Raw genomic sequence first — 22,394 nt, 5'->3', positions numbered from 1 at the left:
ATGGGACTATCAAAAAAACACAAAGGGTTAATTTTAGACCCATTAGCAGATAACAATCCGGTTACTATTCAGGTATTAGGGATTTGTTCAGCCTTAGCAATTACAGCTCAGTTAAAGCCATCTATTATTATGGCAATATCAGTAGTTTTTGTACTAGGTTTAGGAAATGTTATCATTTCATTAATGAGAAATGTTATTCCTTCTAAAATTAGAATTATTGTACAGTTAATAGTAGTTGCTACATTAGTAATTATTGTAGATCAGGTTTTAAAAGCTTATGCCTACCAATTAAGTAAACAGTTAGGGGCTTTTATCGGGTTAATTATTACCAACTGTATTATCATGGGGCGTTTTGAGGCTTTTGCTTTAGGAAACAAACCTTGGCCAGCATTTTTAGACGGAATTGGTAATGCAGCAGGATATGGTATTTTGTTAATAATAGTAGCTTTCTTTAGAGAGTTATTAGGAGCAGGTACATTATTTGGTGCTAAAGTATTGGGAGATCCAATAGAGAAAACAGGTTTGTATTCTATAGGATATGAAAACAATGGTTTTATGGTATTATCACCAATGGCATTAATAGTTGTTGGTATTATTATCTGGGTTCAGCGTAGTAAAAATAAAGCATTAATAGAAGATCACTAGAATTATGGAATATTTAGAATTATTTTTAAAATCGATTTTCGTTGAAAATATGGTATTCGCATTCTTCTTAGGAATGTGTTCTTACTTAGCAGTTTCTAAAAAAGTATCTACGGCTGTAGGTTTAGGAGCAGCAGTTATTTTTGTATTGGCAATTACAATGCCTCTAAACTGGTTGTTAGATCAGTATTTATTAAGAGATGGAGCTTTAGGTTCTTGGTTAGGTCCTGAGTATGCAGATTACGATTTAAGTTTCTTAACTTTTATTTTATTCATAGCTACTATTGCTACAATGGTACAATTAGTAGAGATTTTAGTAGAAAAGTTCTCTCCGTCATTATATAACTCATTAGGTATCTTCTTACCACTTATTGCGGTAAACTGTGCTATATTAGGAGGTTCATTATTTATGCAGCAAAGAGAATTTGCTTCTATAGGAATGGCTACTACTTATGGTATTGGTTCAGGAATAGGTTGGTTCTTAGCTATTTTAGCAATTGCAGCAATTAGAGAGAAGATTCGTTATTCTAATGTGCCAGGTCCGTTAAGAGGATTAGGGATTACTTTTATCATTACTGGTTTAATGGCATTAGGGTTCCAAAGCTTTGGTGGTATGTTAACTGGTGGAGACGGTGAAGCAAAGAAAGAAGAGAAAACGGTTCAGGTTCAGGTTGAAAAAACTGAAACTGTAGCTGATAATACTAATATTAAAGCAATAAAATAAGATGATTTATTTAGCGTCAACAGGTGGGGCAATAACTATCACAGTAATTTCATTGCTAGTGTTAGTGTTAGTTTTAGTAGGTATTTTAATATTTGCTAAAGATAAATTATTGCCTTCAGGTAATGTAAAGATTACCATTAATGGAGAAAAAGAGATAGAAGTGCCTTCTGGAGGAACTTTACTATCTACTTTAGGAGGAGAAAAGATTTTCTTACCATCAGCTTGTGGTGGTGGTGGAACTTGTATTCAGTGTGAGTGTCACGTACACGAAGGAGGAGGAGAAGCTCTTCCAACTGAAACACCTCACTTTACTCGTAAAGAATTACAACACGGAGCTCGTTTATCTTGTCAGGTAAAAGTTAAGCAGGATATGAACATTTCTATTCCAGAAGAAGTATTTGGAATCAAGAAATGGGAAGCAGTTGTTGTTCGTAATTACAACGTAGCTACTTTTATAAAGGAATTTGTAGTAGAGATTCCTGAAGATATGAACTATAAGGCTGGAGGATATATTCAGATTGAAATACCAGAATGTGAAATTAAGTATGCAGATATGGATATTACAGCACATCCAGATGATCACCCAGGAGAGCCTGATAAGTTTCAAGCAGATTGGGATAAGTTCGGATTGTGGCCACTAGTGATGAAGAATTCAGAAACGGTAGAAAGAGCATACTCAATGGCTTCTTATCCAGCTGAAGGAAGAGAAATTATGTTGAATGTACGTATTGCTACTCCGCCATGGGATAGAGCTAAGAACGCTTGGATGGATGTAAACCCAGGTGTTGCCTCTTCTTATATATTTAATTTAAAGGTTGGAGATAAGTGTACCATTTCTGGACCTTACGGAGAATTCTTTATTAACGAAAGTGATGCAGAGATGTTATACGTAGGTGGTGGGGCTGGTATGGCGCCAATGCGTTCACACATTTATCACTTATTTAGAACTTTAAAAACAGGTAGAAAAGTAACCTATTGGTATGGAGGTCGTTCTAAAGCAGAATTGTTCTACATACACTATTTTAGAGCATTAGAAAAAGATTTCCCGAACTTTAAATTCTTTTTAGCTTTATCTGAACCATTAGAGAAAGATAACTGGAAAGTGAAAAAAGATATTAATGACGAAGCAGGAGATGGATTTGTTGGCTTTATTCACCAAGTAGTAATAGACCAATATTTATCTAAACACGATAGTCCAGAAGATTTAGAATTATATTTCTGTGGACCACCATTAATGAACAAAGCAGTACAAAAAATGGGTGAAGATTTTGGTCTTGATGACGAAAATATCCGTTTTGATGATTTTGGAGGATAATAATTATTTGTCCTTTTTTCAAAAGCCAACACAGTTATGTGTTGGCTTTTTTTACTTTAAGCTTTTTGTTATAAACATTTGTTAAGTGTCTGATTTTGTTGTAGATTGGGGTTTTAATTTTTAAAAACCCAATATAAAAATGAGAAAAATTACAATTAAAAGGGCTTTGCTCTTGTTATTATTGACTACCTGTTTCTTAGGTTATAGTCAACAGGTTAAAAATTCTAAACAACTTGTTCCAGAGCACAGGAATTGTGGATTAGACAAACACGAACAGGCAATGATTGATAATCCTGAATATAGAGCTTCTTTTTATGAAAGAAAGGCTAAGTTTGAGGAGAAGTTGTTAGAAATTCATCAGCAGAAAATGAACGGTACATATCAAAGAATGGCTACATTATACATTCCAGTAGCAGTTCACTTTGATGGAATAGGTACAGAGGCAGATAGAGCTTGTTTAGAGGCCTATGCTCAAACTCAAATAGATGTTATCAATGAAGATTATACAGCTACTAATGCAGATCAAGCATCTTTGTGGCCGGCCGCAAGTGCTTTCTATCCTGGATTAACACCTGGTAGTATGGATGTGCAGTTTTGTATAGCAACTAAAAACCACCCTGCAGGAGCGGATCCAGAAGTAGCAGAAGGAAGTCCATTAGTAACTATAGGTGCAAATGGTTCAAACTTTAATCCTAATTTTCCTGAAACAGATGCTACATATGCGGGTTATATGAATTTTATTATTAAAGATATTGGACCTGGACTTTTAGGATATTCTCCATTAAATGGTAGTATAGCTAATGGTGCAGCAGTAGTAATGAATACCAATTGCTATGGTACTGGTTCTGGTTGCCCAGGAGTTGCAGCTCCAGTATCTCCATATAATTTAGGTAGAACTGTAACACATGAGTTAGGTCATTTTTACAACTTAAATCATACTTTTATTGCAGACGGTGATGCTAGTCAATGTGCGCAGCCAGATGGTGATGGAATTGCCGATACTCCAAAAGTTTCTAGCTCTACTTACGGAAATCCTGCAAATGGTTCCGTAGATGGGTGTAATGCAGGAGAAAAGTCATTAACTATGAATTACATGGATTATGTAAATGACGCTTCAATGTATATGTTTACTCCAGATCAAGCTACGGTAGTTGAAGCCTACTGGGCATCTGTAGCTGGTGATTGGGCTTTTGATAAAATTGACTGTCAAGGACCAACTTTTGATATTTCTGCAGACAACCTAGGAAACTGTGGTGCTGATTCTGCGCAGACTATTGTTAATTTTACAGCTTTAAATGGCTTTAGTGAAACGACTACTTTTTCAGTTACTGGTTTACCGGCAGGAGCAATGGCTTCTTTTTCGCCAACTTCATTAAATGCTACCGGGACAACTACTTTAACTGTAACAGGTTTAAATAGTGTTACAGATGGTACTTATCCATTAACAATAACTGGTACTTCTACATCTGTTACCAAAAACATCTCTATAGATTTAGTTGACGGAACAGGTAGTTGTACTGTTTCTGCCACAGTACCATATAAAACAGCAATTACTCGAGTTACTTTTAATACTATCGATAGAGCATCAAGTACTCCAGATGGAACTGGAGCAGATGATCAAACAGATGGCTACTCAGATGAAACTCAAACGGGAGTTAGTACCTCTGTAAATAGAGGGTCTTCATATAATTTAACTGTTAATGTGGATGCAGATGGACAATATAGAACACAGACAAAAGTATGGATAGATTGGAATCAGAATTGTGTATTTGATCCATCAGAAGAATATGATATGGATCAAGGAGATCTTAGTGGAGGCGCACCTTATTTTGATATACCTACAACTAATTCGCCTGTTTCTGTAACGGTTCCTGCAGGAGCTGTTTTAGGTGATACAGTAATGAGAGTAGCAACAATTTATTCAGATCCTAATACGCCAAATTATCCAACAGCTTGTGGTGTGCAAACAGATGGAGAGGTAGAGGATTACAAAATTACAGTATTACCGTCTTTAAGTGTGGCGCAGTCAGATTTCGAAACATTTTTAGTTACACCTAACCCGTCAAATGGATATATCAATTTAACAATTAGTACTAGTAAATCAGTTAAGTATTCTGTTTTTGATATTAGAGGTAGAAAAATCTCTGAAAAAACTTTGCAAAATAATTCATCAGTATTTAATCAAGATGTTAATTTAGGAGATCTTTCTTCTGGAATATACATATTTACTATAGAAAGCGGGGTTAAGAAAGCCACTCAGAAAATAATTATAGAATAATTTTCATTATAATAGTTCAACTAATTAGCCTTACAGATATATTATAAGTTGAAGTTTTAAGTATCATCAAGACTATAGTTTTGATGATGCTTTTTTTATAAGATGTTGTTTCTTAGTTGAATTTGGTATTGATAAAAATAAGTTTCGTAGTTAAAATCAGTTATTTAGTTTGTTTTTTTTTAACTTTTAGTATTTGTTAAGTGTGCTGTTTTGTTGTAATTTAGGGGCGATTTAATTTTAAAAAATATAACAATAAGATGAAAAAAATTACTTTAAAGGGTATTTTTTCTATGGCTTTAATGGCTGCTTGTTTTTCAAGTTTTGCTCAAAAAGCTAAACAAATTACCCCAAATCAATCTCAGTTTGAATTGACTGAAGCTACTAAGCAAAACATAGAGGAAACAGGGTTTGCTAGGTGTTTGTCTGTTGAAAATCAAAGAATACTTCAGCAAAATTCAAAGCAGTATACAAATGAGCAATTTGAAGAGTGGTTAGCTCCTCATGTAGCAAAAATAAAAGCTGATAGAGAAGCTGGAAGAGCTCAAATGGCAGTGTATAATATACCGGTAGTAATACATATAATACATAATGGTGATCCAGTAAATACACCAGGAAATGCTACCAGCGAAAATATTTCTGACGCACAAGCAGCATCGCAAATCAATGTAATGAATCAAGATTACAGAAAATTAGCTGGATCTCCTGGAGATGGACCAGGTGTAGATGTTGAAATTAACTTTTGTTTAGCTCAACAAGATGCAAATGGAAATCCAACCAATGGTATTATTCACCATAACATAACACCTTATTCAAACACAGCAACACCAGCAGTTGTTGATGATTGGGAAACAAGAGCTGATGTTGAAACAATGAAAACTAACACTCAGTGGGATCCTACAAAATATATTAATTTTTGGAGTATTAAACCAGGAGGGGCTCCATTAAATGCAGGAGGTCTGCAAGGTTTATTAGGATATGCACAATTTCCAGATAATACTCCTGGATTAGGAGGTTTAAACCCATCAGGAGGTGCTGCAAATACTGACGGTGTAGTAGCAGGATTTAGTGCTTTTGGTACAAATGCAGAAAATGATGGATCATTCATTTTAAATGCAACTTATAACCTAGGAAGAACAATGACTCACGAGGTAGGTCACTGGTTAGGATTAAGACATGTTTGGGGAGATGGAGATTGTTCAGTAGATGATTTTTGTGCTGATACACCAAATTCAGGAGCACCTAATTATAACTGTACAACAAACGATTCTTGTACTGGAGCAGCAAATCCAGGTAATGATCCTATTGAAAACTACATGGATTATACTAATGACGCTTGTATGGATAGATTTACTCAAGATCAGAAAGATAGAATGCAAGCAATTATGGCTCAATCGCCTAGAAGAATGGAGTTAAATTCATCTATAGGATGTCAGGCTCCTACGGCAGTGACTTTTACTTTAGTGCCTTCTCCTACAAGTCAATCTAATTGTGGTTCAGATTCAGTTGATTATACAGTTAACATGACAGCATTAAATGGTTTTAATGAAACAACTACTTTTTCAGCTTCTGGATTACCTGGAGGTGCAGCAGCAGCTTTTTCACCTACTACATTAAACGGAACAGGTAGTACTACAATGACAATATCTGGATTAAACTCTGCAACTGATGGAAATTATACTATTACCATTACTGGTACATCAACTTCTGAAACTAAAAACACAACAGTTAGTTTAACCGTAGGAACTGGAAATTGTGCAGTTTCTGCTACAGTACCATACAAAACTGCAATAACAAGAGTTACATTTAATACTATTGATAGAGCATCAAGTACTCCAGATGGAATTGGTGCTGATGATCAAACAGATGGTTATTCTGATATTACTCAAACAGTTGTTAGTACTACTGTAAACAGAGAATCTTCATATAACTTGTCTGTAAATGTTGATGCAGATGGAGAGTATAGAACTCAAACTAAAGTTTGGATAGATTGGAATCAAAACTGTGTGTTTGATGCTAGTGAAGAGTATGATTTAGGGAACGCAAATGTTACAGCAGCTGCTAATTTTGATATAGCTACTGTTAACTCACCGTTATCAGTAACTGTTCCAGCAAATGCTGTTCTAGGAAATACCATAATGAGAGTTGCTACTATTTATTCTCAACCAGCAGCTCCTTACAATTATCCTACTGCTTGTGGGGTTCAAACTGATGGAGAAGTTGAAGATTATAGAATTGTTGTAGATCCTTCATTAAGTATAGCTCAGTCAGATTTTGCTACATTTGTAGTAACACCTAATCCATCAAATGGATTTATCAATCTAACAGTTAGTACAAGTGATTCTGTTAAGTATTCAATTTTTGATATTAGAGGTAGAAAAATATCAGAAAGAGTTTTACAGAACAATTCAGCAGTTTTTAATCAGGATGTTAATTTAGGAGATCTTTCATCAGGAATGTATATTTTTACTGTAGAAAGTGGAGCTAAAAAGGCTACTCAGAAAATTGTTATAGAATAATAAATATTCAATCATTATAATAGAAAACGATATACTGTTAAGTATATCGTTTTTTTTTTTTTTTTCTATAAAACTATTCTTTCTATTGTTTGTGGGCTATTGCTCTATTTTTTCAGTAAAGTATACTAAATCAGTAGGTTGTGTTATGATCATAATAAGTGCTTTACATTTGTTAATCATTTGATTTTTATATATATTCACGCTGTTTTTTAATTTAATAACCCAATTATGAAAAAAGATTACACGAAGAAGCTTATGCTTCTTGCGTTGATAATTTTTAATTCTGTAGCATTATTTGCCCAAGATAACAATCGTTATTGGACAAAAGCTTCGAAAGAAAAGTTAAGCAGCGCTAAAAAGGTGCATCGTGCATCTCAGCCAAGAACATTTGAAGTTTTTCAATTAGATATTGAAAAATTTAAACAAGCTATCCAAAATGCTCCAGTAAGGGGTGAATTTGCAGGAAGGTCTAATGTTATAGCAAGTTTTCCGACACCAGAAGGAACATTTGAACGCTTTAGAATTGCTGAAGCTCCAATTATGGAACAAGGATTGGCAGAAAAGTTTCCAATGATTAAATCGTATGCAGCTCAAGGAATTGATGATCCTACAGCAACAATGAGGTTTACAATAACTCAATTTGGATTGCATACTATGACATTGTCAGGAAATAGAAACTCTATGTATATAGATCCTTATACTGATGACCGTTTAACCTATATGGTTTACGATAAGAATTCACTTGGTCAAGACTCTCAAAGTTTTGAGTGTTTACTAGATACTGACATCGATTTTCCTTCAATAACTGGCGATGTTGCAAGTCAGCAAAGAGCCGATACGGATGACCAAACTCTAAGAACATATCGTTTAGCTCAATCTTGTACTGGAGAATATGGAGCTATTTTTGCAGGAGGAGGTACAGTAGCTCAACAAAAAGCTAATGTTCAAGCTCAAATGGCAATTACTATGGCTAGAGTAAATGGTATATATGAGCGAGATTTAGCTATAACAATGATTTTTATAGCAAACAATGATCAGATTATTTACTTAGATGCAGCAACAGATCCATGGAATGGTGAATACAATACTACTACTGGTCAAACTATTGATAGTGTAATAGGTCAAGCTAATTATGATATCGGTCATAACTTTAATACTACAGGTGGTGGTAGTGCAGGTTGTTTAGGATGTGTTTGTTCTGTACAGAATGTTAATAACTTTCACAAAGGTATAGCCTATACAGGTAGGGCAGATCCTACTGGAGATCCGTTTGATATTGATTATGTTGCTCATGAAATGGGACACCAATTCGATGCTTACCATACAATGAATACCTGTAGTAGATCAGGGAATGGTACTACAGAGGTAGAGCCAGCATCTGGTAGTTCTATTATGGGGTATGCTGGTATTTGTGCAACAAATGTACAGCCAAATAGTGATGCTCACTTTAATTATGTTAACATCCGCGACGTTTCAGATAATATTCAAACAGGAGTTAGTAGTTCTTGTGCTACACCAACAGCTCTAACAAATCAGCCACCAGTAGCTAATGCTGGAGCAGATTATACTATTCCAAGATCAACAGCATTTGTATTAACTGGTTCATCTACTGATCCAGATGGTACAGCTGAGCATACTTATAACTGGGCTCCAAATGATCCAGCTCAGGCTCCTACAAACGCAGCTCCACAACCAACATGGACAAGCGGACCAATGTACCGATCAATACACCCTACGGCATCTCCAGAAAGATGGTTGCCAAGTATAGCAGATGTAGTTGCGGGTAATTTAACCCCAACATGGGAAGTAACTCCTTCTGTTGCTAGAACCATGAATTTTTCTTTTGTGGTTAGAGATAATGCTAGTGGTTTTGCTAATGGTATTGGTCAAACAGATGCAGACCTTATGGTTGTTACTGTAGAAAATGTTGACCCATTTACAATGTCTGCTCCTAATACAGCTGTTACATGGACAGAAGGAGGAACAGAAACCGTTACATGGAATGTAGGTTCTACAACAAATGGAACTATCAACTGTCAGAATGTAGATATTTTATTATCAACAGACGGTGGATATACTTATCCAACAGTATTATTGGCTAATACACCAAATGATGGTTCGCAAACAATAACAGTACCAGCAACTCCAACAAACACAGCAAGAGTTATGGTAAGAGCAGCTGATAATATATTTTATGATATTTCTGATACCAACTTTAGTATTGTTGGAACATCACCAACTTTTACAATGGCTAATAGTAACGGTGATCAAGGTACTTGTGGATCAGCCTCTGTAGATTTTGAGTTTGATTTTACTGCTTTAAATGGATTCAATGAAAATACAGTATTTAGTGCAACAGGTAATCCAGCAGGATCTACAGTGTCATTTTCTCCAACAAGTTTAAGTGCTACAGGAACTTTTACGATGACTGTAGGTAACTTAGGTGGAGTTGCAGAAAATAATTATACTATAACTGTTACTGGAACTTCGGCATCTGTAACTCAAAATGTAGATGTTACTTTAAGTGTTGTTAATAGTTTATGTGCATCTGTAGCTAACACTACTTACCAGACTAGTACAACTAGAGTTGCTTTTAATACTATAGATAATCCATCTGCTAAGCCTGCAGGCTATAGCGATTATACTGCTATGTCTACAGATGTAAATAGAGAAAGTTCTTACCCGCTAACTATACAAGCAAACACAGATGGTAATTATACAACTATAAGTACAGTTTGGGTTGATTGGAATCAAAATTGCGTGTTTGATGTAGCAACTGAAGAATATGATTTAGGGTCTGCTAACAATGTAGCCGATGGTGCAACATCTAATTCAGGATTAAGCATAATGGTTCCTTCAGATGCAGCTTTAGGTGCAACAACAATGAGGGTAACAACTAAATATAGTTCAGCAGCTACTTCATGTGAAAATGGTCATGATGCTGAAGTTGAAGATTATACAGTAAATGTACAAGAGTCGTTAAGTGTAGTGCAATCTGATTTCAATACATTTAGTTTAATACCAAATCCAACAGAGGGTATAGTAAACTTAACTATAAGTACTACTGATAAAGTAAATATTTCTTTGTTTGATATTAGAGGAAGATTGGTCTTTGATAATACTTACCAAAACAATTCTTCTGTATTTAATCAAGAAATAAACTTAGGAGAGTTGCCTTCAGGAATGTACATTTTTACAGTTACAAGTGGGGCTAAAAAAGCTACTCAAAAATTAATTATTGAATAGTTTTAGTTTATACTAAACTTATATTTTAAAAGAGTGTGTTGTAAAACACACTCTTTTTTTTGTTTTATAACACAAATAGAGATTATTGTTAACTAGAAAAACATTTTGGGTGTTTGTTTATTTTAATTCATATATTCGACAGATTTAATAGACTAAAAACCCAATAAAATGAAGAAAATTACCTTTAAGGCTACGTTCGTAGCCTTGACGTTAATGAGTATTACGTTTACTCAAGCTCAAAGTAAAAGAGCTACTACTACAGAAAATAATAGTAGTATTAATGGGCAAACAATTACTTATGACCAATTAACAGAAGAAAACAAAAAATTTTACGATTCAGAAGGTTTAATTCGATGTGGATCTGTAGAAATGAATGAACAAAGACTTCAAAAGTCTGGTAAAACTATGTCTCAATACAATGAAGCATTTGAGGAATGGTTAGCTCCATTAATAGAAGAACGCAGAGCCAGAATAGCTCAAGATAAAGCTAATGGTACATATCAAAGAGCTACTTATACAATACCTATAATTTTTCATGTATTAGCGCCATCACAAGGACATGCAGCAGATTTAGATGCACAGTATATCAATGCTCAAATAGATCAGTTAAATTTAGATTTTAGCAATCAAGCTGGTAGTACCAACCCAGTTGCAGCTGATTCTGATATTCAATTCGCACCTGCAACAGTAGATCCAAATGGAAATCCATTAAGTGAGCCAGGTATAACTAGGCATTATGATCCTTCATATTCATCTTTAGACGCAAATGCTTTAGATGGAGGGGTAAAGCAAGCTACCATATGGGATAGAAATAGATATGCTAATATTTGGACAGCAGTCTTAGGAGGTGGTTTATTAGGATACGCTCAGTTTCCTAGTAATTCTACATTACCAGGTATGCCTGCAAATGGAGGTGCTGCAACAACAGATGGTGTAGTTTGTACTTATACTTCTATAGGGTCTGTCGCAAACCCTCATCCTCAAGGAGGAGTTTATGCAGCAGGTAGAACATTAACACATGAAATTGGGCACTGGATAGGATTACGACATATTTGGGGTGATGCTAACTGTGGAGATGATTATTGCGCTGATACACCAACGCAGCAAGGTTCTAGTAATGGATGTCCAACAACTTCAACTTGTGGCACTGGTTTAGATCAAGTACAAAATTTCATGGATTACTCATATGATACTTGTATGGATTTATTTACGTTTGATCAAGTTGGTAGAATGGCTACTGTAATTGCGAATGCAGATGGTTTTGATCAGTTAATTAATTCAAATACAGCTGCTCCTTTAACTCCTACTGTAGTTTTTACTTCTACAAATTCTTCTCAAGCAGAGGGAAGTGCGTGTTCTTACACCGATATAACAACTGCAGTAAGTTTAAGTACAGCAGCTACCGGAAATACTAATATTAATTTTAATGTAGCAGGAGGTACTGCTTCTAATAATGTAGATTTCCAATTAATGACATCAAGCGTGTCTTTTGCTTCTGGTGCTACAGGAACTAGAGATATGACAGTTCGTGTATTTCATGATGCCTTTGTTGAAGGAGATGAAACTATTCAAATTGGTTTAACTGTAACAGGTAGTGATGCTACTGCGGGAGCTAATAATACTCTAACCTTAACAATTACAGACGATGATGTTGTTCCGTCTACAACACAGAATGTGACATTGTTTTCTGATGATTTTGAATCTTATACAGATTTCTCAATTAACAATATTGGTAGTTGGACATTAATTGATAATGATGGTGATGCAACTTATGCATCTGATAATACCAACTTTACTAATGAACAATATACTGGTTCTTTTATTGTTTTCAATCCAGGTGCTACAACTCCTGCCTCTAATGCAGGGTGGAATTCTTATGGAGGAAACAAAGGTTTTTATTGTTTCAACTCTAACGGAAGTGTTAGCGGAACACCTTTAAATGATGATATGGCTATTACTCCGGTTTTAGCTAATGGAACAAATGGAGAAATTAAATTTTGGGCTAAAAGTTTAACAGATAATTATAATGGAGGAGAACGATTTAGAGTTGGTGTATCTGCAACCAATGATGGTTCTGGTATAACATATGTTACACCAAATCCTTATGTAATACCACCTACTAATCCATGGACAGAATATACTTATTCTATACCATCTTCTTTTGATAATCAAAATGTATATGTGGTTATCCATGTGGTTTCTGCAGATGAGTTTGTTTTTATGTTAGATGATATTACTGTTACTTCTGATGTAGCAACTCCAATTCAAACAGCTGTAAATGATGGAACTACTAATGATTTGTTGAATTTGCCAGGAACAGGTACTGTATACACCTCAGATAGCACTTCTGGAGATTTAATGTTAGATATTACTAATAACGATACATTCAATTACGGTTGTACAACCAGCTCAGTATTTAGATCAGGAAATGGAGCCCAAGCCTATAATGGTAGTGCTTCACCTAATTTAGCAATGGATAAAGTTTTTGCAATAAAACCAAGCACTACTAATGGTACAAATGGAAATACTTCAGTTAAGTTTTACTTTACTAATGCAGAAATTCAGGGTTGGTTAACTGCAAACCCAGGAAAAACGATTAATGATATTGTTGCTTATAGAGAAACAGTTGGAGAAATAGTTAGCTTAACTCCTGCTGCTTTTGGAAGTGATCATGAGTTAACAGGAAACTTTACAGGTTTAGATGGTAAGTTTTATTTTGGAACTACAGAGACATTTGCTAAGATTTCAGTATCACCAAGAGTCTTTTTACAAGGAGCAATGTTGAATAATGGCGGAGGAAATTTAATGCGAGATGATTTACGAGTAGGAGGGTTTATACCAACTACCAGTCCTTATACAGATGCTTTAGCATGTAATGCATCAGTATTTAATGCAACAGGTAACGATGCTATTGTTGATTGGGTATTTGTAGAACTAAGAGATGATGTTACTAATACAACAGTTGTACATAGCCAATCTGCTTTATTACAAAGAGATGGAGATGTAGTGGGTGTAGATGGAACCTCAGCAATTACATTTGACTCTACTTCTAGAGATTATTATGTAGCTATTAAGCACAGAAATCATTTAGGGGTAATGAGTTCAACGGCAATAACTTTATCAAGTACACCAACTACAGTAGATTTTACAGATGCCAATAACCAAATAACCAATGGTACAAATGCGCAAACAAGTTTTAGTATGCCAACAGGTGTTGTAGCTATGTGGGCAGGAAATGTTAGTGGCGATACAACAGTACGATATCAGGGTTCTGGAAACGATACTAATATTATAAAAGATAATGTATTAGCAGAAGCAGGAAATACAACAAATAGTAATTTATATTCATATACTGGATATGATGCGGCCGATGTTAATTTAGATGGAACAATTAAGTATCAGGGTTCAGGAAATGATGCCAACACTTTAAAAGATGTTGTTTTAGCACACCCAAATAACCAGAGTTCGCCATCTAATCTGTTCATGATAACAGAGCAATTACCTTAATTTAAAATCTAAAGAAATAAAAGAGATGAAAAAGATATATATAGCTTTTACTTTATTAGCAATGACTTTTGGAGTTAAAGCCCAAAACATGAATTACAGTTTAAGTCACATTGGTACAAATGCCAATGGTAACTTAGAAATGGCATTAGTAGCCACGCCAGATTTTACAGAAACCAACGGAAACTCATCAGATATGGGGGCAGTTGTATCGATAGCAGGGGGAGCATATTTATTACCAGGAAACACTGGTTTTGTTAATAATTGTGTGTTTACTCCACCTGCAAGTAATGTGTGCGATTATGCCATACCTGCAACCGAGTGGGATGCTACTTACTTGGCAGGTCCATCTGCATCTAGCGGAAATTTTGTATACCAGTTATTAAGAACACCTGGGGCAACCAATGTATTTTTTGATGCAGAAAGTGGTACACCAATTATCATGGCTGTATTTCAGGTAACAACCGGATCTGGAGCACCAACAACTGGAAGTATATCTATAATAGATAATAGTGATGCTTTAATTAGTTCTGAACCAAATGAGAACTTTTTAAATATCAATTACCCAACGGCTACTTCAGGAAGTACACAAGATATATTAGGAACTGTAAATACTACTCCTTTTTCTTTTGCAGCATTAAGTACTAGCGATGTTTCACTAAACTTAAATGAGGCAGTATTATCACCTAATCCAACAAAAGGATCTTTTGTGGTAGAGGGATTAAAGACTGCAGCATCAGTGTCAATGTACAGTGTAAACGGAAAGAAGATTTTATCTATAGATAATTACCAAGGAGAATCTATAAATACATCAAATGTATCTTCAGGGTTGTATTTGGTATCAATAGAATCAGAAGGTTCTAAAGAAGTAAGAAGATTAATGATTCAGTAATATCAAATCGTTTATATAGAAAAACCGGTGTAACATTACACCGGTTTTTTTATGGTTTATAAACATTAATAAAAGTGTACCTTTGCAGCATAAAATATTTAACATGAAAACTTTTCAAGATTTAAATCTGTCTAATCAACTACAATATGCTATAGATGACTTGGGGTTTGAAAACCCGACTCCAATTCAAGCTGAAGCCTTTTCTGTAGTTCGATCTGGTAAAGATGTAGTTGGAATAGCTCAGACAGGAACAGGTAAAACTTTTGCTTATATGATGCCTGTTTTAAGAGATTTAAAGTTTTCTAAGCAAGTAAACCCAAGGGTTTTAGTATTGGTACCAACCAGAGAATTGGTGCTGCAAGTAGTAGATGAAATTGAAAAACTGGCTAAATATATCAATGTTCGCGTTCTTGGGGTGTATGGAGGAACTAATATCAATACTCAAAAACAAGCAGTTGCACAAGGAGCAGATATTATAGTGGCAACCCCTGGTAGGCTATATGATTTAGCTGTTAGTAGAGCATTGCAATTAAAGTCAATTCAGAAGTTGATAATCGATGAAGTAGATGTAATGTTAGATTTAGGTTTTCGCTTTCAATTAACTAATATTTTTGATGTACTACCCAACAGAAGGCAAAATATAATGTTTTCTGCAACCATGACACAAGAGGTAGATGCTTTAATAGATGACTTTTTTATAGCACCAGAAAAAATATCAATAGCTGTAAGTGGTACTCCTTTAGATAATATATTACAGCAATCGTATAGTGTTAAGAACTTTTATACAAAAGCTAATTTGTTAATTCACTTATTGAGAGATAAAGATGAGTTTTCTAAAGTATTAGTATTTGTGTCAAATAAAAAAAGTGCCGATAGGTTATTTGATGTGTTATCAGAAAGGTATAATTCGGAGTTATGTGTTATACATTCTAATAAAACACAAAATTATAGGGTGCGTTCAATTAGGCAATTTGATGAAGGCGAAAATAGAATTTTAGTAGCTACAGATGTAATGGCCCGAGGTTTAGATTTAGACGAAATTACTCATGTAATTAATTTTGACACTCCTAATTATCCAGAAAACTATATGCATCGTATAGGTAGAACAGGTAGAGCAGAACATGAGGGGAAGTCGCTGTTGTTTTCTACTGAAGCTGAACAAGAAGCGAAAGATGCAATAGAGTCTTTAATGGATTATAAAATTCCATTAATGGAATTTCCAGAAGAGGTAGAAATATCAGATCAATTAACACCAGAAGAGCGTCCAAAAATTAAGGAACATTATAACCCTCATAAGAGAGAGACAGATGAGTATGTTCCAGGTCCTGCTTTTCATGAAAAGAGCGAAAAAAATAGTAAGACAAATCAAGGAGGTTCTTATCGTAGAGAGATTGCTAAAAAGTATAAAAAGCCAAAAACTAGAGGAGATAAAAACTACAATAAACGTAATAAGAAAAAGAAACGTTAAAAAAAGTTTAAATCAAAACCGTTGCTATACTCTATAAGTAACGGTTTTGTATTTTTAAACAAAATTAATCTGCATTGAAAAAACTATTAGTATTGGTGTTCTTTTTTCTAGGAATAAATTTATTTGCTCAAGAAAAATACACAGTCAGCGGAACAATAACCGATGAATCTTCAGGAGAAACTTTATTAGGGGCATCTGTATATATAAAAGATACTAGTATTGGGGTGATAACCAATGAGTATGGTTTTTATTCTATTACAGCTCCAAAAGGAAATTATAATTTAATTATTAGTTATGTTGGGTTTGGAACTATTAGCAAAGAGTTAGAATTAACTAATAACCAACAAATGAATTTTAGTTTAAAAGAATCTTCTAGTGAGTTAGAAGAAGTTGTAATTACTGTTGAGGATAAAGAGAAACTTAATATTTCTTCTCCTCAAATGAGTGTAAGCAATTTGAAAGCTAAAACAATTAAACAAATACCGGTTGTTTTAGGTGAAGTTGATGTGTTAAAAAGCTTGCAGTTATTGCCAGGTGTTACTAATTCAGGTGAAGGTACAGCTGGTTTTAATGTTAGAGGAGGTGCTGCAGATCAGAACTTAGTATTGCTAGATGAAGCCATAATATACAATGCATCTCATTTGTTCGGTTTTTTCTCGGTGTTTAATAATGATGTAATTAAAGATGTGACTTTATATAAAGGGGGGATTCCTGCACAGTTTGGAGGTAGAGTTTCTTCAGTGTTAGATATTAGACAGAAAGATGGAAACCAAAAAGAATTTCATTTAGAAGGAGGTTTAGGAGTTATTTCTAGTAGATTACTTGCAGAGGGACCTATAAAAAAAGATAAAGGAGCCTTTTTAGCAGCAGGTAGAGCTTCTTATGGACATTTGTTCTTGAATTTTTCAGAAAAACAAAAGGGAAATGTTGCATATTTTTATGATTTCAACTTTAAATCAGGGTACAAGTTAGGAGAAAAAGATAAGTTGTACTTGTCAGGTTATTATGGACAAGATGTTTTTAAGTTTGAAAATGCTTTTGAAAACAATTATGGAAACGCATCAGTAAATTTGAGATGGAATCATATTTTTTCTGATAAATTATTTTCTAATTTATCTTTAATCTACAGTAAATACAATTATAATTTAGGTTTAGAGTTTATTAAGTTAGATTGGAAATCTGATATTAAGAACTTTAATCTTAAATATGATTTTAAGAATTACATATCAGATAAATTACAGTTTAATTTTGGAGTGGGTAGTATTTATTATCAATTTAATCCTGGAGATGTTTCTCCTTCTTCAGAAGATTCAAGTATAAATTCTAGAAAATTAGCTGATAAATTTGCATTGGAAAACAGTTTATACGCTTCATTAGAACATAAGTTAACGCCTAAATTAACAGCTGAATATGGTTTCAGATTTAGTAATTTTTTACGACTAGGTACTGAAACTGTATCGGTATACGAAAACAATCAGCCAGTAATATATAATAGCTCTTTAGGTATATATGAAAGTTCTAATTCAATATCTGAAGTAAATTATTCTAAAAGAGAACTTATAAAATCGTTTAATAATATAGAACCTCGAGCTTCTCTAGCTTATCAGCTAAGTAATGATAATTCTATTAAGTTGAGTTATAATAGAATGGTTCAATATATTCATTTATTATCAAACACAACTTCGGTAACTCCCTTAGATGTTTGGACGCCTAGCGGCAAGTTTATAGAACCACAAAAAGGTGATCAATATGCTATTGGATACTTTCAAAATGTAAAAAATAAAATATACTCTTTGTCAGTTGAAGCTTATTACAAAACAGTAAAAAATAGGATAGATTATATTGATGGTGCAGACTTAATAGCTCAAGATCAAATAGAGACTCAAATATTAAACGGTCAATCAAGGTCATATGGACTAGAATTTTTATTTAAAAAAAATAAAGGAAAATTTAAAGGTTGGTTGGCCTATACTTTATCTAAAGCAGAACAACAGACTAAAGGAGGGAATGTTGGTGGTTTAGGAATAAATAAGGGAAAATGGTATAATGCTAATTACGATAGAAGTCATGATATATCTTTAACAGGTACTTATACATTAAATGACAAATGGAGCTTTGGTGCGAATATGATTTATCAAACAGGTAGACCTGTTACTTACCCAGATGCTCAATATCAATATCAAGATTTATCAATTGCAAGTTTTAATGAAAGAAATGCAAATAGACTTCCTGCATACCACAGAATAGATATATCGGCTACATTGACTCCTAGAAAAAACAAGAATAGAAAATGGAAGAGCGAATGGGTGTTTGGAATATATAATATTTATAATAGAAAAAATGCTGCATCAATTTCGTTTAGACAGAACGAACAATCGGGCAATAATGAAGCAATAAGAACGGCTATTTTCGGTATTGTTCCTTCAGTAACGTATAACTTTAAATTTTAGAAAAGATGAAGACATATATATACATATTATTGGCTTTCTGCTTGTTATCTTGCGAAGATGTAGTAGATGTTGATGTTCCACAGTCATCTCCTAAGTTAGTTATAGAAGCTACTATTGAATGGGAAAAAGGTACAGTTGGAAACGAACAAGAAATAAAATTATCGTTATCTACTCCATATTTTTCTAATGAACAATTTGTTCCAGCTACAGGAGCTCAAGTTATAATTAGAAAGTTGTCAGATAACACTACTTTTGTTTTTTCAGAAAGTACAGAAGGTATTTATACAACTAATACTTTTAATCCTGAGTTGAACACTGTTTATGAATTAGAAATTTTATACGGTAATGAGGTATATAAAGGACAGGAAGAGTTTAAATCTGTAAGCGATATAAACTCTATAACGCAAACAGTTGAAGGAGGTTTTGATGATGAATTGATAGAGGTAAATATCTTTTTTGATGATCCAGAAGATGAAGAAAATTATTATTTAACCCGTTTTAATGAACCAGGCGATGTTTTACCTTATTACTTTCCGTTAGATGATGAGTTTACAAATGGAAACGAAATGACCATGTTTTATGAAAAAGAAGATGGAGATAATGAGAATGATGAATTAAATGAGGGTGATTTAGTTGAGATAGAATTATCGGGTATTTCTGAACGATATTATAACTACATGTCTTTGCTGTTACAGCAAGCAGACGACCAAGGACCTTTTGGAGTAACTCCAGCTCCAGTTATAGGGAATTGTGTTAATGAAACCAATGAGGAAGCAAAACCTTATGGGTATTTTAGATTGTCTGAAGTTGTTAAAACTAGCTATATAATTCAATAAATATTTTGGTATTTTTGTATTATGGGCAAAGCATTAAATACACAAGAGCTACACAACTTAGCTATGAACATAGTAGGCGCAGACTTAGAAAAAAAAGGTTTTGAGTTTGTAGCTATTAATAGTAAGCTAAAAAAGCACCCTCAATATGTATGTATAGATAAAGAAGGTCAATATTATTTTGTAATAGTTCGTGCTACCTTATTACCTGAAGATCCAGATAATTATGATGTAGTTTGGATGGAGACTTTTAGAAAACATGCTAGAGATAAAGATGCTAAAGTTTTATATGCAGGAGTAGGTTTAGGAAATCCAAATGTAACAGGAGATCCAGTATATCTAGATCAACCTTATTTATTGCAGTATGAAGGAATTTTAGATATGGATGTAGACTTAAATTAATAATGAGGAAAGTAATTGTAATTTTATTAGTAGCAGTTGTGTCATTGTTTTTTTCTTGTAAGCAAGAGCCTACTATTTATCATAATACAGTATCTGGTCAAGTTTTTGGAACCAACTATACAGTTCAATTTTTTGATAAAGAACAAATAGATTATTCAAAACAATACGATAGTTTATTTACGGCAATTAATAAGTCAATGTCAACTTATCAATCCAATTCAGATATCTCTAAGATTAATTCTGGAGACTCAACAATTGTAGTTGATGAACATTTTAAAAAAGTATTTCAGACATCAAAACAATTATATACTCAGACGAATGGTTTTTTTGATCCTACTATAGGAGATATAGTAAATTTATGGCGTTTTGGGCCTAAGGAGTTAGGTAAAAAGCCAGACAGTGTAATGGTTGATAGTTTAATGAAGTTTGTGGGGTTTGATAAGGTAACTATTGAAAGCGGTCTCATAAAGAAAGAATACTCAAATACTTTTTTAGATTTTAATGCTATTGCTAAAGGTTATGCGTTGGATGTGGTGGCCGAGTTTTTAGATTCTAAGCAATTAAATAACTATTTAATTGATATAGGCGGTGAAGTGGTTGCCAAAGGTTCTAAACCCAAAAATAGTAAATGGAAAGTAGGTATTGATAACCCTAACTTTGATGGAAGTCAGGAGGCTCAACGTGTTATAGAGCTAACTAATGAGTCTATGGCTACTTCTGGGGTATATAGGAAATTTAAAATAGATGAAGAAGGTAATAGATATGCACATATATTTAACACTAAAACAGGGTATTCATCTAAAACGAATGTGTTAAGCGTATCGGTTATAGCTCCTAGTTGTATGTTGGCAGATGGTTATGCCACTGCGTTTCAAGCTATGGGTATTGATAAAGTGAAAACCTTTTTACTGAAACATACAGAACTAAAAGTGTATTTTATTTACGAAGAAAAAGGGAAAATAAAGACTTTGTCTTTAAATGACTTTCCAGAGTAAGGTTAACCAACCTAGAAGTAGTAACAAGCCTCCAATTGGTGTAATTGGACCTAAAAACTTCATTTTTTTTCCTTTAGCACCCGATAAAACTAAACCGTAAATGCTAAATGAAAAAAACAATACGCCTATAGAAAAGAACCAATATGAAACGGGGTGTGCATATTCAAAATTAAAACCAAGTGTTATTAAAACAATTGCATGATACATTTGATATTTAACACCGGTTTCAAAGTTTTTTAATTGATCTTGAGATAAAACGTTCTTTAAAGCATGAGCTCCAAAAGCTCCAAAAACGATAGATAAAGCTCCAAAAGTAGCTCCAGTTATTATAAAGGTAGTTACTGTAATCATAGTTTATGGTTTGGTAACTACGGGCAAAATTTCGCCATCTGCTAAGCAGTATTTATCTATCTCTTTGGTTGTTAAAGAAGTAGATAGGTTAATTTCTTGTACTTGAAACCCAATTGAACGAAGTTTGTTAAAGTAATCCTTTCCGTAAACTCTAACATGATCGTATTGGCCAAATATTTTAGCACGTTCTTTTTTATCTGTGATACTATTATCTTCAAAAGTAACATCACGATTTAAGTCTTGAGGTATTTGAAGAATAGCCATTCCGCCAGGTTTTAAAACTCTGAAAAGTTCTTGCATAGCCTTAGTGTCATCAGGAATGTGTTCTAAAACATGGTTACAAAATATAATATCATAGCTATTTTCTGCAAAAGGTAGATTGCATATATCTGCTTTTATATCAGCTAGAGGTGATAATAGATCTGTAGTGGTGTAATCGATGTTGGTTTGTGTTCTAAAACGCTTGTAAAAACATTGTTCAGGAGCAAAGTGTAATACTTTTTTATTTTCCTGATTAGTAAAAAAATCAGTATGATTTTTTAAGTATAACCAAAGCAATCTATGTCTTTCTAATGATAGAGTAGAAGGAGATAAAACATTGTTTCGCTGTGTTCCATATCCGTAAGGTAAAAAGGAGCGAAAACTTTTACCGTCTATAGGATCGGTGTATTTATTACCTTTTAAAAATAAAGCAATAATGGGTCTAGCTATATAACTTAACCTAATTAGTAAGGGTCTAGGAATGGTATTTAATACGAGTTTAAAAAGCTTCTTCAAA

General features: G+C 33.7%; 15 protein-coding genes. 13 read left to right on the top strand and 2 right to left on the bottom strand.

The window, feature by feature from the left end; genetic code table 11:
• The 13 genes from ACFQ1O_RS05525 to ACFQ1O_RS05465 all read left to right on the top strand — a co-directional run bounded on the left by ACFQ1O_RS05525 (position 1) and on the right by ACFQ1O_RS05465 (position 21,265).
• On the top strand, positions 1-645 hold the full coding sequence (locus tag ACFQ1O_RS05525) for an NADH:ubiquinone reductase (Na(+)-transporting) subunit D (protein ID WP_377714181.1): 645 nt from the start codon (positions 1-3) through the stop codon (positions 643-645).
• A 4-nt stretch (positions 646-649) separates the two neighbouring features.
• On the top strand, positions 650-1,366 hold the full coding sequence (nqrE, locus tag ACFQ1O_RS05520) for an NADH:ubiquinone reductase (Na(+)-transporting) subunit E (RefSeq protein WP_377714179.1): 717 nt from the start codon (positions 650-652) through the stop codon (positions 1,364-1,366).
• 1 nt (position 1,367) lies between these two features.
• A complete protein-coding gene (gene nqrF, locus ACFQ1O_RS05515; protein ID WP_377714177.1) occupies positions 1,368-2,681 on the top strand; it encodes an NADH:ubiquinone reductase (Na(+)-transporting) subunit F in 1,314 nt (437 codons plus the stop codon).
• Between the two features lie 139 nt (positions 2,682-2,820).
• Positions 2,821-4,959 (top strand): zinc-dependent metalloprotease, encoded by a 2,139-nt coding sequence (locus tag ACFQ1O_RS05510; protein ID WP_377714175.1) that lies wholly within the window; start codon positions 2,821-2,823, stop codon positions 4,957-4,959.
• A gap of 257 nt (positions 4,960-5,216) precedes the next feature.
• A complete protein-coding gene (locus ACFQ1O_RS05505) occupies positions 5,217-7,475 on the top strand; it encodes a GEVED domain-containing protein (protein ID WP_377714173.1) in 2,259 nt (752 codons plus the stop codon).
• A 228-nt stretch (positions 7,476-7,703) separates the two neighbouring features.
• Positions 7,704-10,721 carry a reprolysin-like metallopeptidase gene (locus tag ACFQ1O_RS05500; protein WP_377714171.1) on the top strand — a complete coding sequence of 1,006 codons (3,018 nt, stop codon included), beginning with the start codon at positions 7,704-7,706 and terminating at the stop codon, positions 10,719-10,721.
• Positions 10,722-10,889: 168 nt separating this feature from the next.
• A complete protein-coding gene (locus tag ACFQ1O_RS05495; RefSeq protein WP_377714169.1) occupies positions 10,890-14,228 on the top strand; it encodes a M43 family zinc metalloprotease in 3,339 nt (1,112 codons plus the stop codon).
• 25 nt (positions 14,229-14,253) lie between these two features.
• Entirely contained in the window at positions 14,254-15,117 is an 864-nt protein-coding gene (locus ACFQ1O_RS05490) for a T9SS type A sorting domain-containing protein (protein ID WP_377714167.1), read from the top strand.
• A gap of 103 nt (positions 15,118-15,220) precedes the next feature.
• A complete protein-coding gene (locus ACFQ1O_RS05485) occupies positions 15,221-16,585 on the top strand; it encodes a DEAD/DEAH box helicase (protein ID WP_377714164.1) in 1,365 nt (454 codons plus the stop codon).
• Between the two features lie 74 nt (positions 16,586-16,659).
• Positions 16,660-19,035 (top strand): TonB-dependent receptor, encoded by a 2,376-nt coding sequence (locus ACFQ1O_RS05480; RefSeq protein WP_377714161.1) that lies wholly within the window; start codon positions 16,660-16,662, stop codon positions 19,033-19,035.
• Positions 19,036-19,040: 5 nt separating this feature from the next.
• Positions 19,041-19,871: a DUF4249 domain-containing protein gene (locus tag ACFQ1O_RS05475; protein WP_377714159.1), complete on the top strand. Its 831-nt coding sequence runs from the start codon at positions 19,041-19,043 to the stop codon at positions 19,869-19,871.
• Between the two features lie 21 nt (positions 19,872-19,892).
• Entirely contained in the window at positions 19,893-20,270 is a 378-nt protein-coding gene (locus ACFQ1O_RS05470; RefSeq protein WP_377714156.1) for a Na(+)-translocating NADH-quinone reductase subunit F, read from the top strand.
• Positions 20,271-20,272: 2 nt separating this feature from the next.
• Positions 20,273-21,265 (top strand): FAD:protein FMN transferase, encoded by a 993-nt coding sequence (locus ACFQ1O_RS05465; protein WP_377714153.1) that lies wholly within the window; start codon positions 20,273-20,275, stop codon positions 21,263-21,265.
• On the opposite strand, the gene ACFQ1O_RS05460 is transcribed toward ACFQ1O_RS05465, so the two are convergent.
• Together ACFQ1O_RS05460 and ACFQ1O_RS05455 are read right to left on the bottom strand one after the other, a co-directional pair.
• A complete protein-coding gene (locus ACFQ1O_RS05460) occupies positions 21,245-21,616 on the bottom strand; it encodes a DUF423 domain-containing protein (protein WP_377714151.1) in 372 nt (123 codons plus the stop codon). The genes ACFQ1O_RS05465 and ACFQ1O_RS05460 overlap by 21 nt on opposite strands.
• A gap of 3 nt (positions 21,617-21,619) precedes the next feature.
• Positions 21,620-22,393, bottom strand: coding sequence for a class I SAM-dependent methyltransferase (locus ACFQ1O_RS05455; protein ID WP_377714149.1), 774 nt, complete (start codon positions 22,391-22,393; stop codon positions 21,620-21,622).
• Position 22,394 lies beyond the last annotated feature (1 nt).

Source organism: Pseudofulvibacter geojedonensis (assembly GCF_042675745.1).
Lineage (GTDB): Bacteria > Bacteroidota > Bacteroidia > Flavobacteriales > Flavobacteriaceae > Pseudofulvibacter > Pseudofulvibacter geojedonensis.
The sequence above is the reverse complement of the archived record's forward strand: the minus strand, read 5'-3'. Positions and strand labels throughout refer to the sequence as shown.

What these genes read in the sequence shown, in the direction of transcription:
- ACFQ1O_RS05525 (WP_377714181.1), top strand. Translation starts at nt 1, where the DNA reads ATGGGACTATCAAAAAAACACAAAGGGTTAATTTTAGACCCATTAGCA.
- nqrE (WP_377714179.1), top strand. Translation starts at nt 650, where the DNA reads ATGGAATATTTAGAATTATTTTTAAAATCGATTTTCGTTGAAAATATG.
- nqrF (WP_377714177.1), top strand. Translation starts at nt 1,368, where the DNA reads ATGATTTATTTAGCGTCAACAGGTGGGGCAATAACTATCACAGTAATT.
- ACFQ1O_RS05510 (WP_377714175.1), top strand. Translation starts at nt 2,821, where the DNA reads ATGAGAAAAATTACAATTAAAAGGGCTTTGCTCTTGTTATTATTGACT.
- ACFQ1O_RS05505 (WP_377714173.1), top strand. Translation starts at nt 5,217, where the DNA reads ATGAAAAAAATTACTTTAAAGGGTATTTTTTCTATGGCTTTAATGGCT.
- ACFQ1O_RS05500 (WP_377714171.1), top strand. Translation starts at nt 7,704, where the DNA reads ATGAAAAAAGATTACACGAAGAAGCTTATGCTTCTTGCGTTGATAATT.
- ACFQ1O_RS05495 (WP_377714169.1), top strand. Translation starts at nt 10,890, where the DNA reads ATGAAGAAAATTACCTTTAAGGCTACGTTCGTAGCCTTGACGTTAATG.
- ACFQ1O_RS05490 (WP_377714167.1), top strand. Translation starts at nt 14,254, where the DNA reads ATGAAAAAGATATATATAGCTTTTACTTTATTAGCAATGACTTTTGGA.
- ACFQ1O_RS05485 (WP_377714164.1), top strand. Translation starts at nt 15,221, where the DNA reads ATGAAAACTTTTCAAGATTTAAATCTGTCTAATCAACTACAATATGCT.
- ACFQ1O_RS05475 (WP_377714159.1), top strand. Translation starts at nt 19,041, where the DNA reads ATGAAGACATATATATACATATTATTGGCTTTCTGCTTGTTATCTTGC.
- ACFQ1O_RS05470 (WP_377714156.1), top strand. Translation starts at nt 19,893, where the DNA reads ATGGGCAAAGCATTAAATACACAAGAGCTACACAACTTAGCTATGAAC.
- ACFQ1O_RS05465 (WP_377714153.1), top strand. Translation starts at nt 20,273, where the DNA reads ATGAGGAAAGTAATTGTAATTTTATTAGTAGCAGTTGTGTCATTGTTT.
- ACFQ1O_RS05460 (WP_377714151.1), bottom strand. Translation starts at nt 21,616, where the DNA reads ATGATTACAGTAACTACCTTTATAATAACTGGAGCTACTTTTGGAGCT.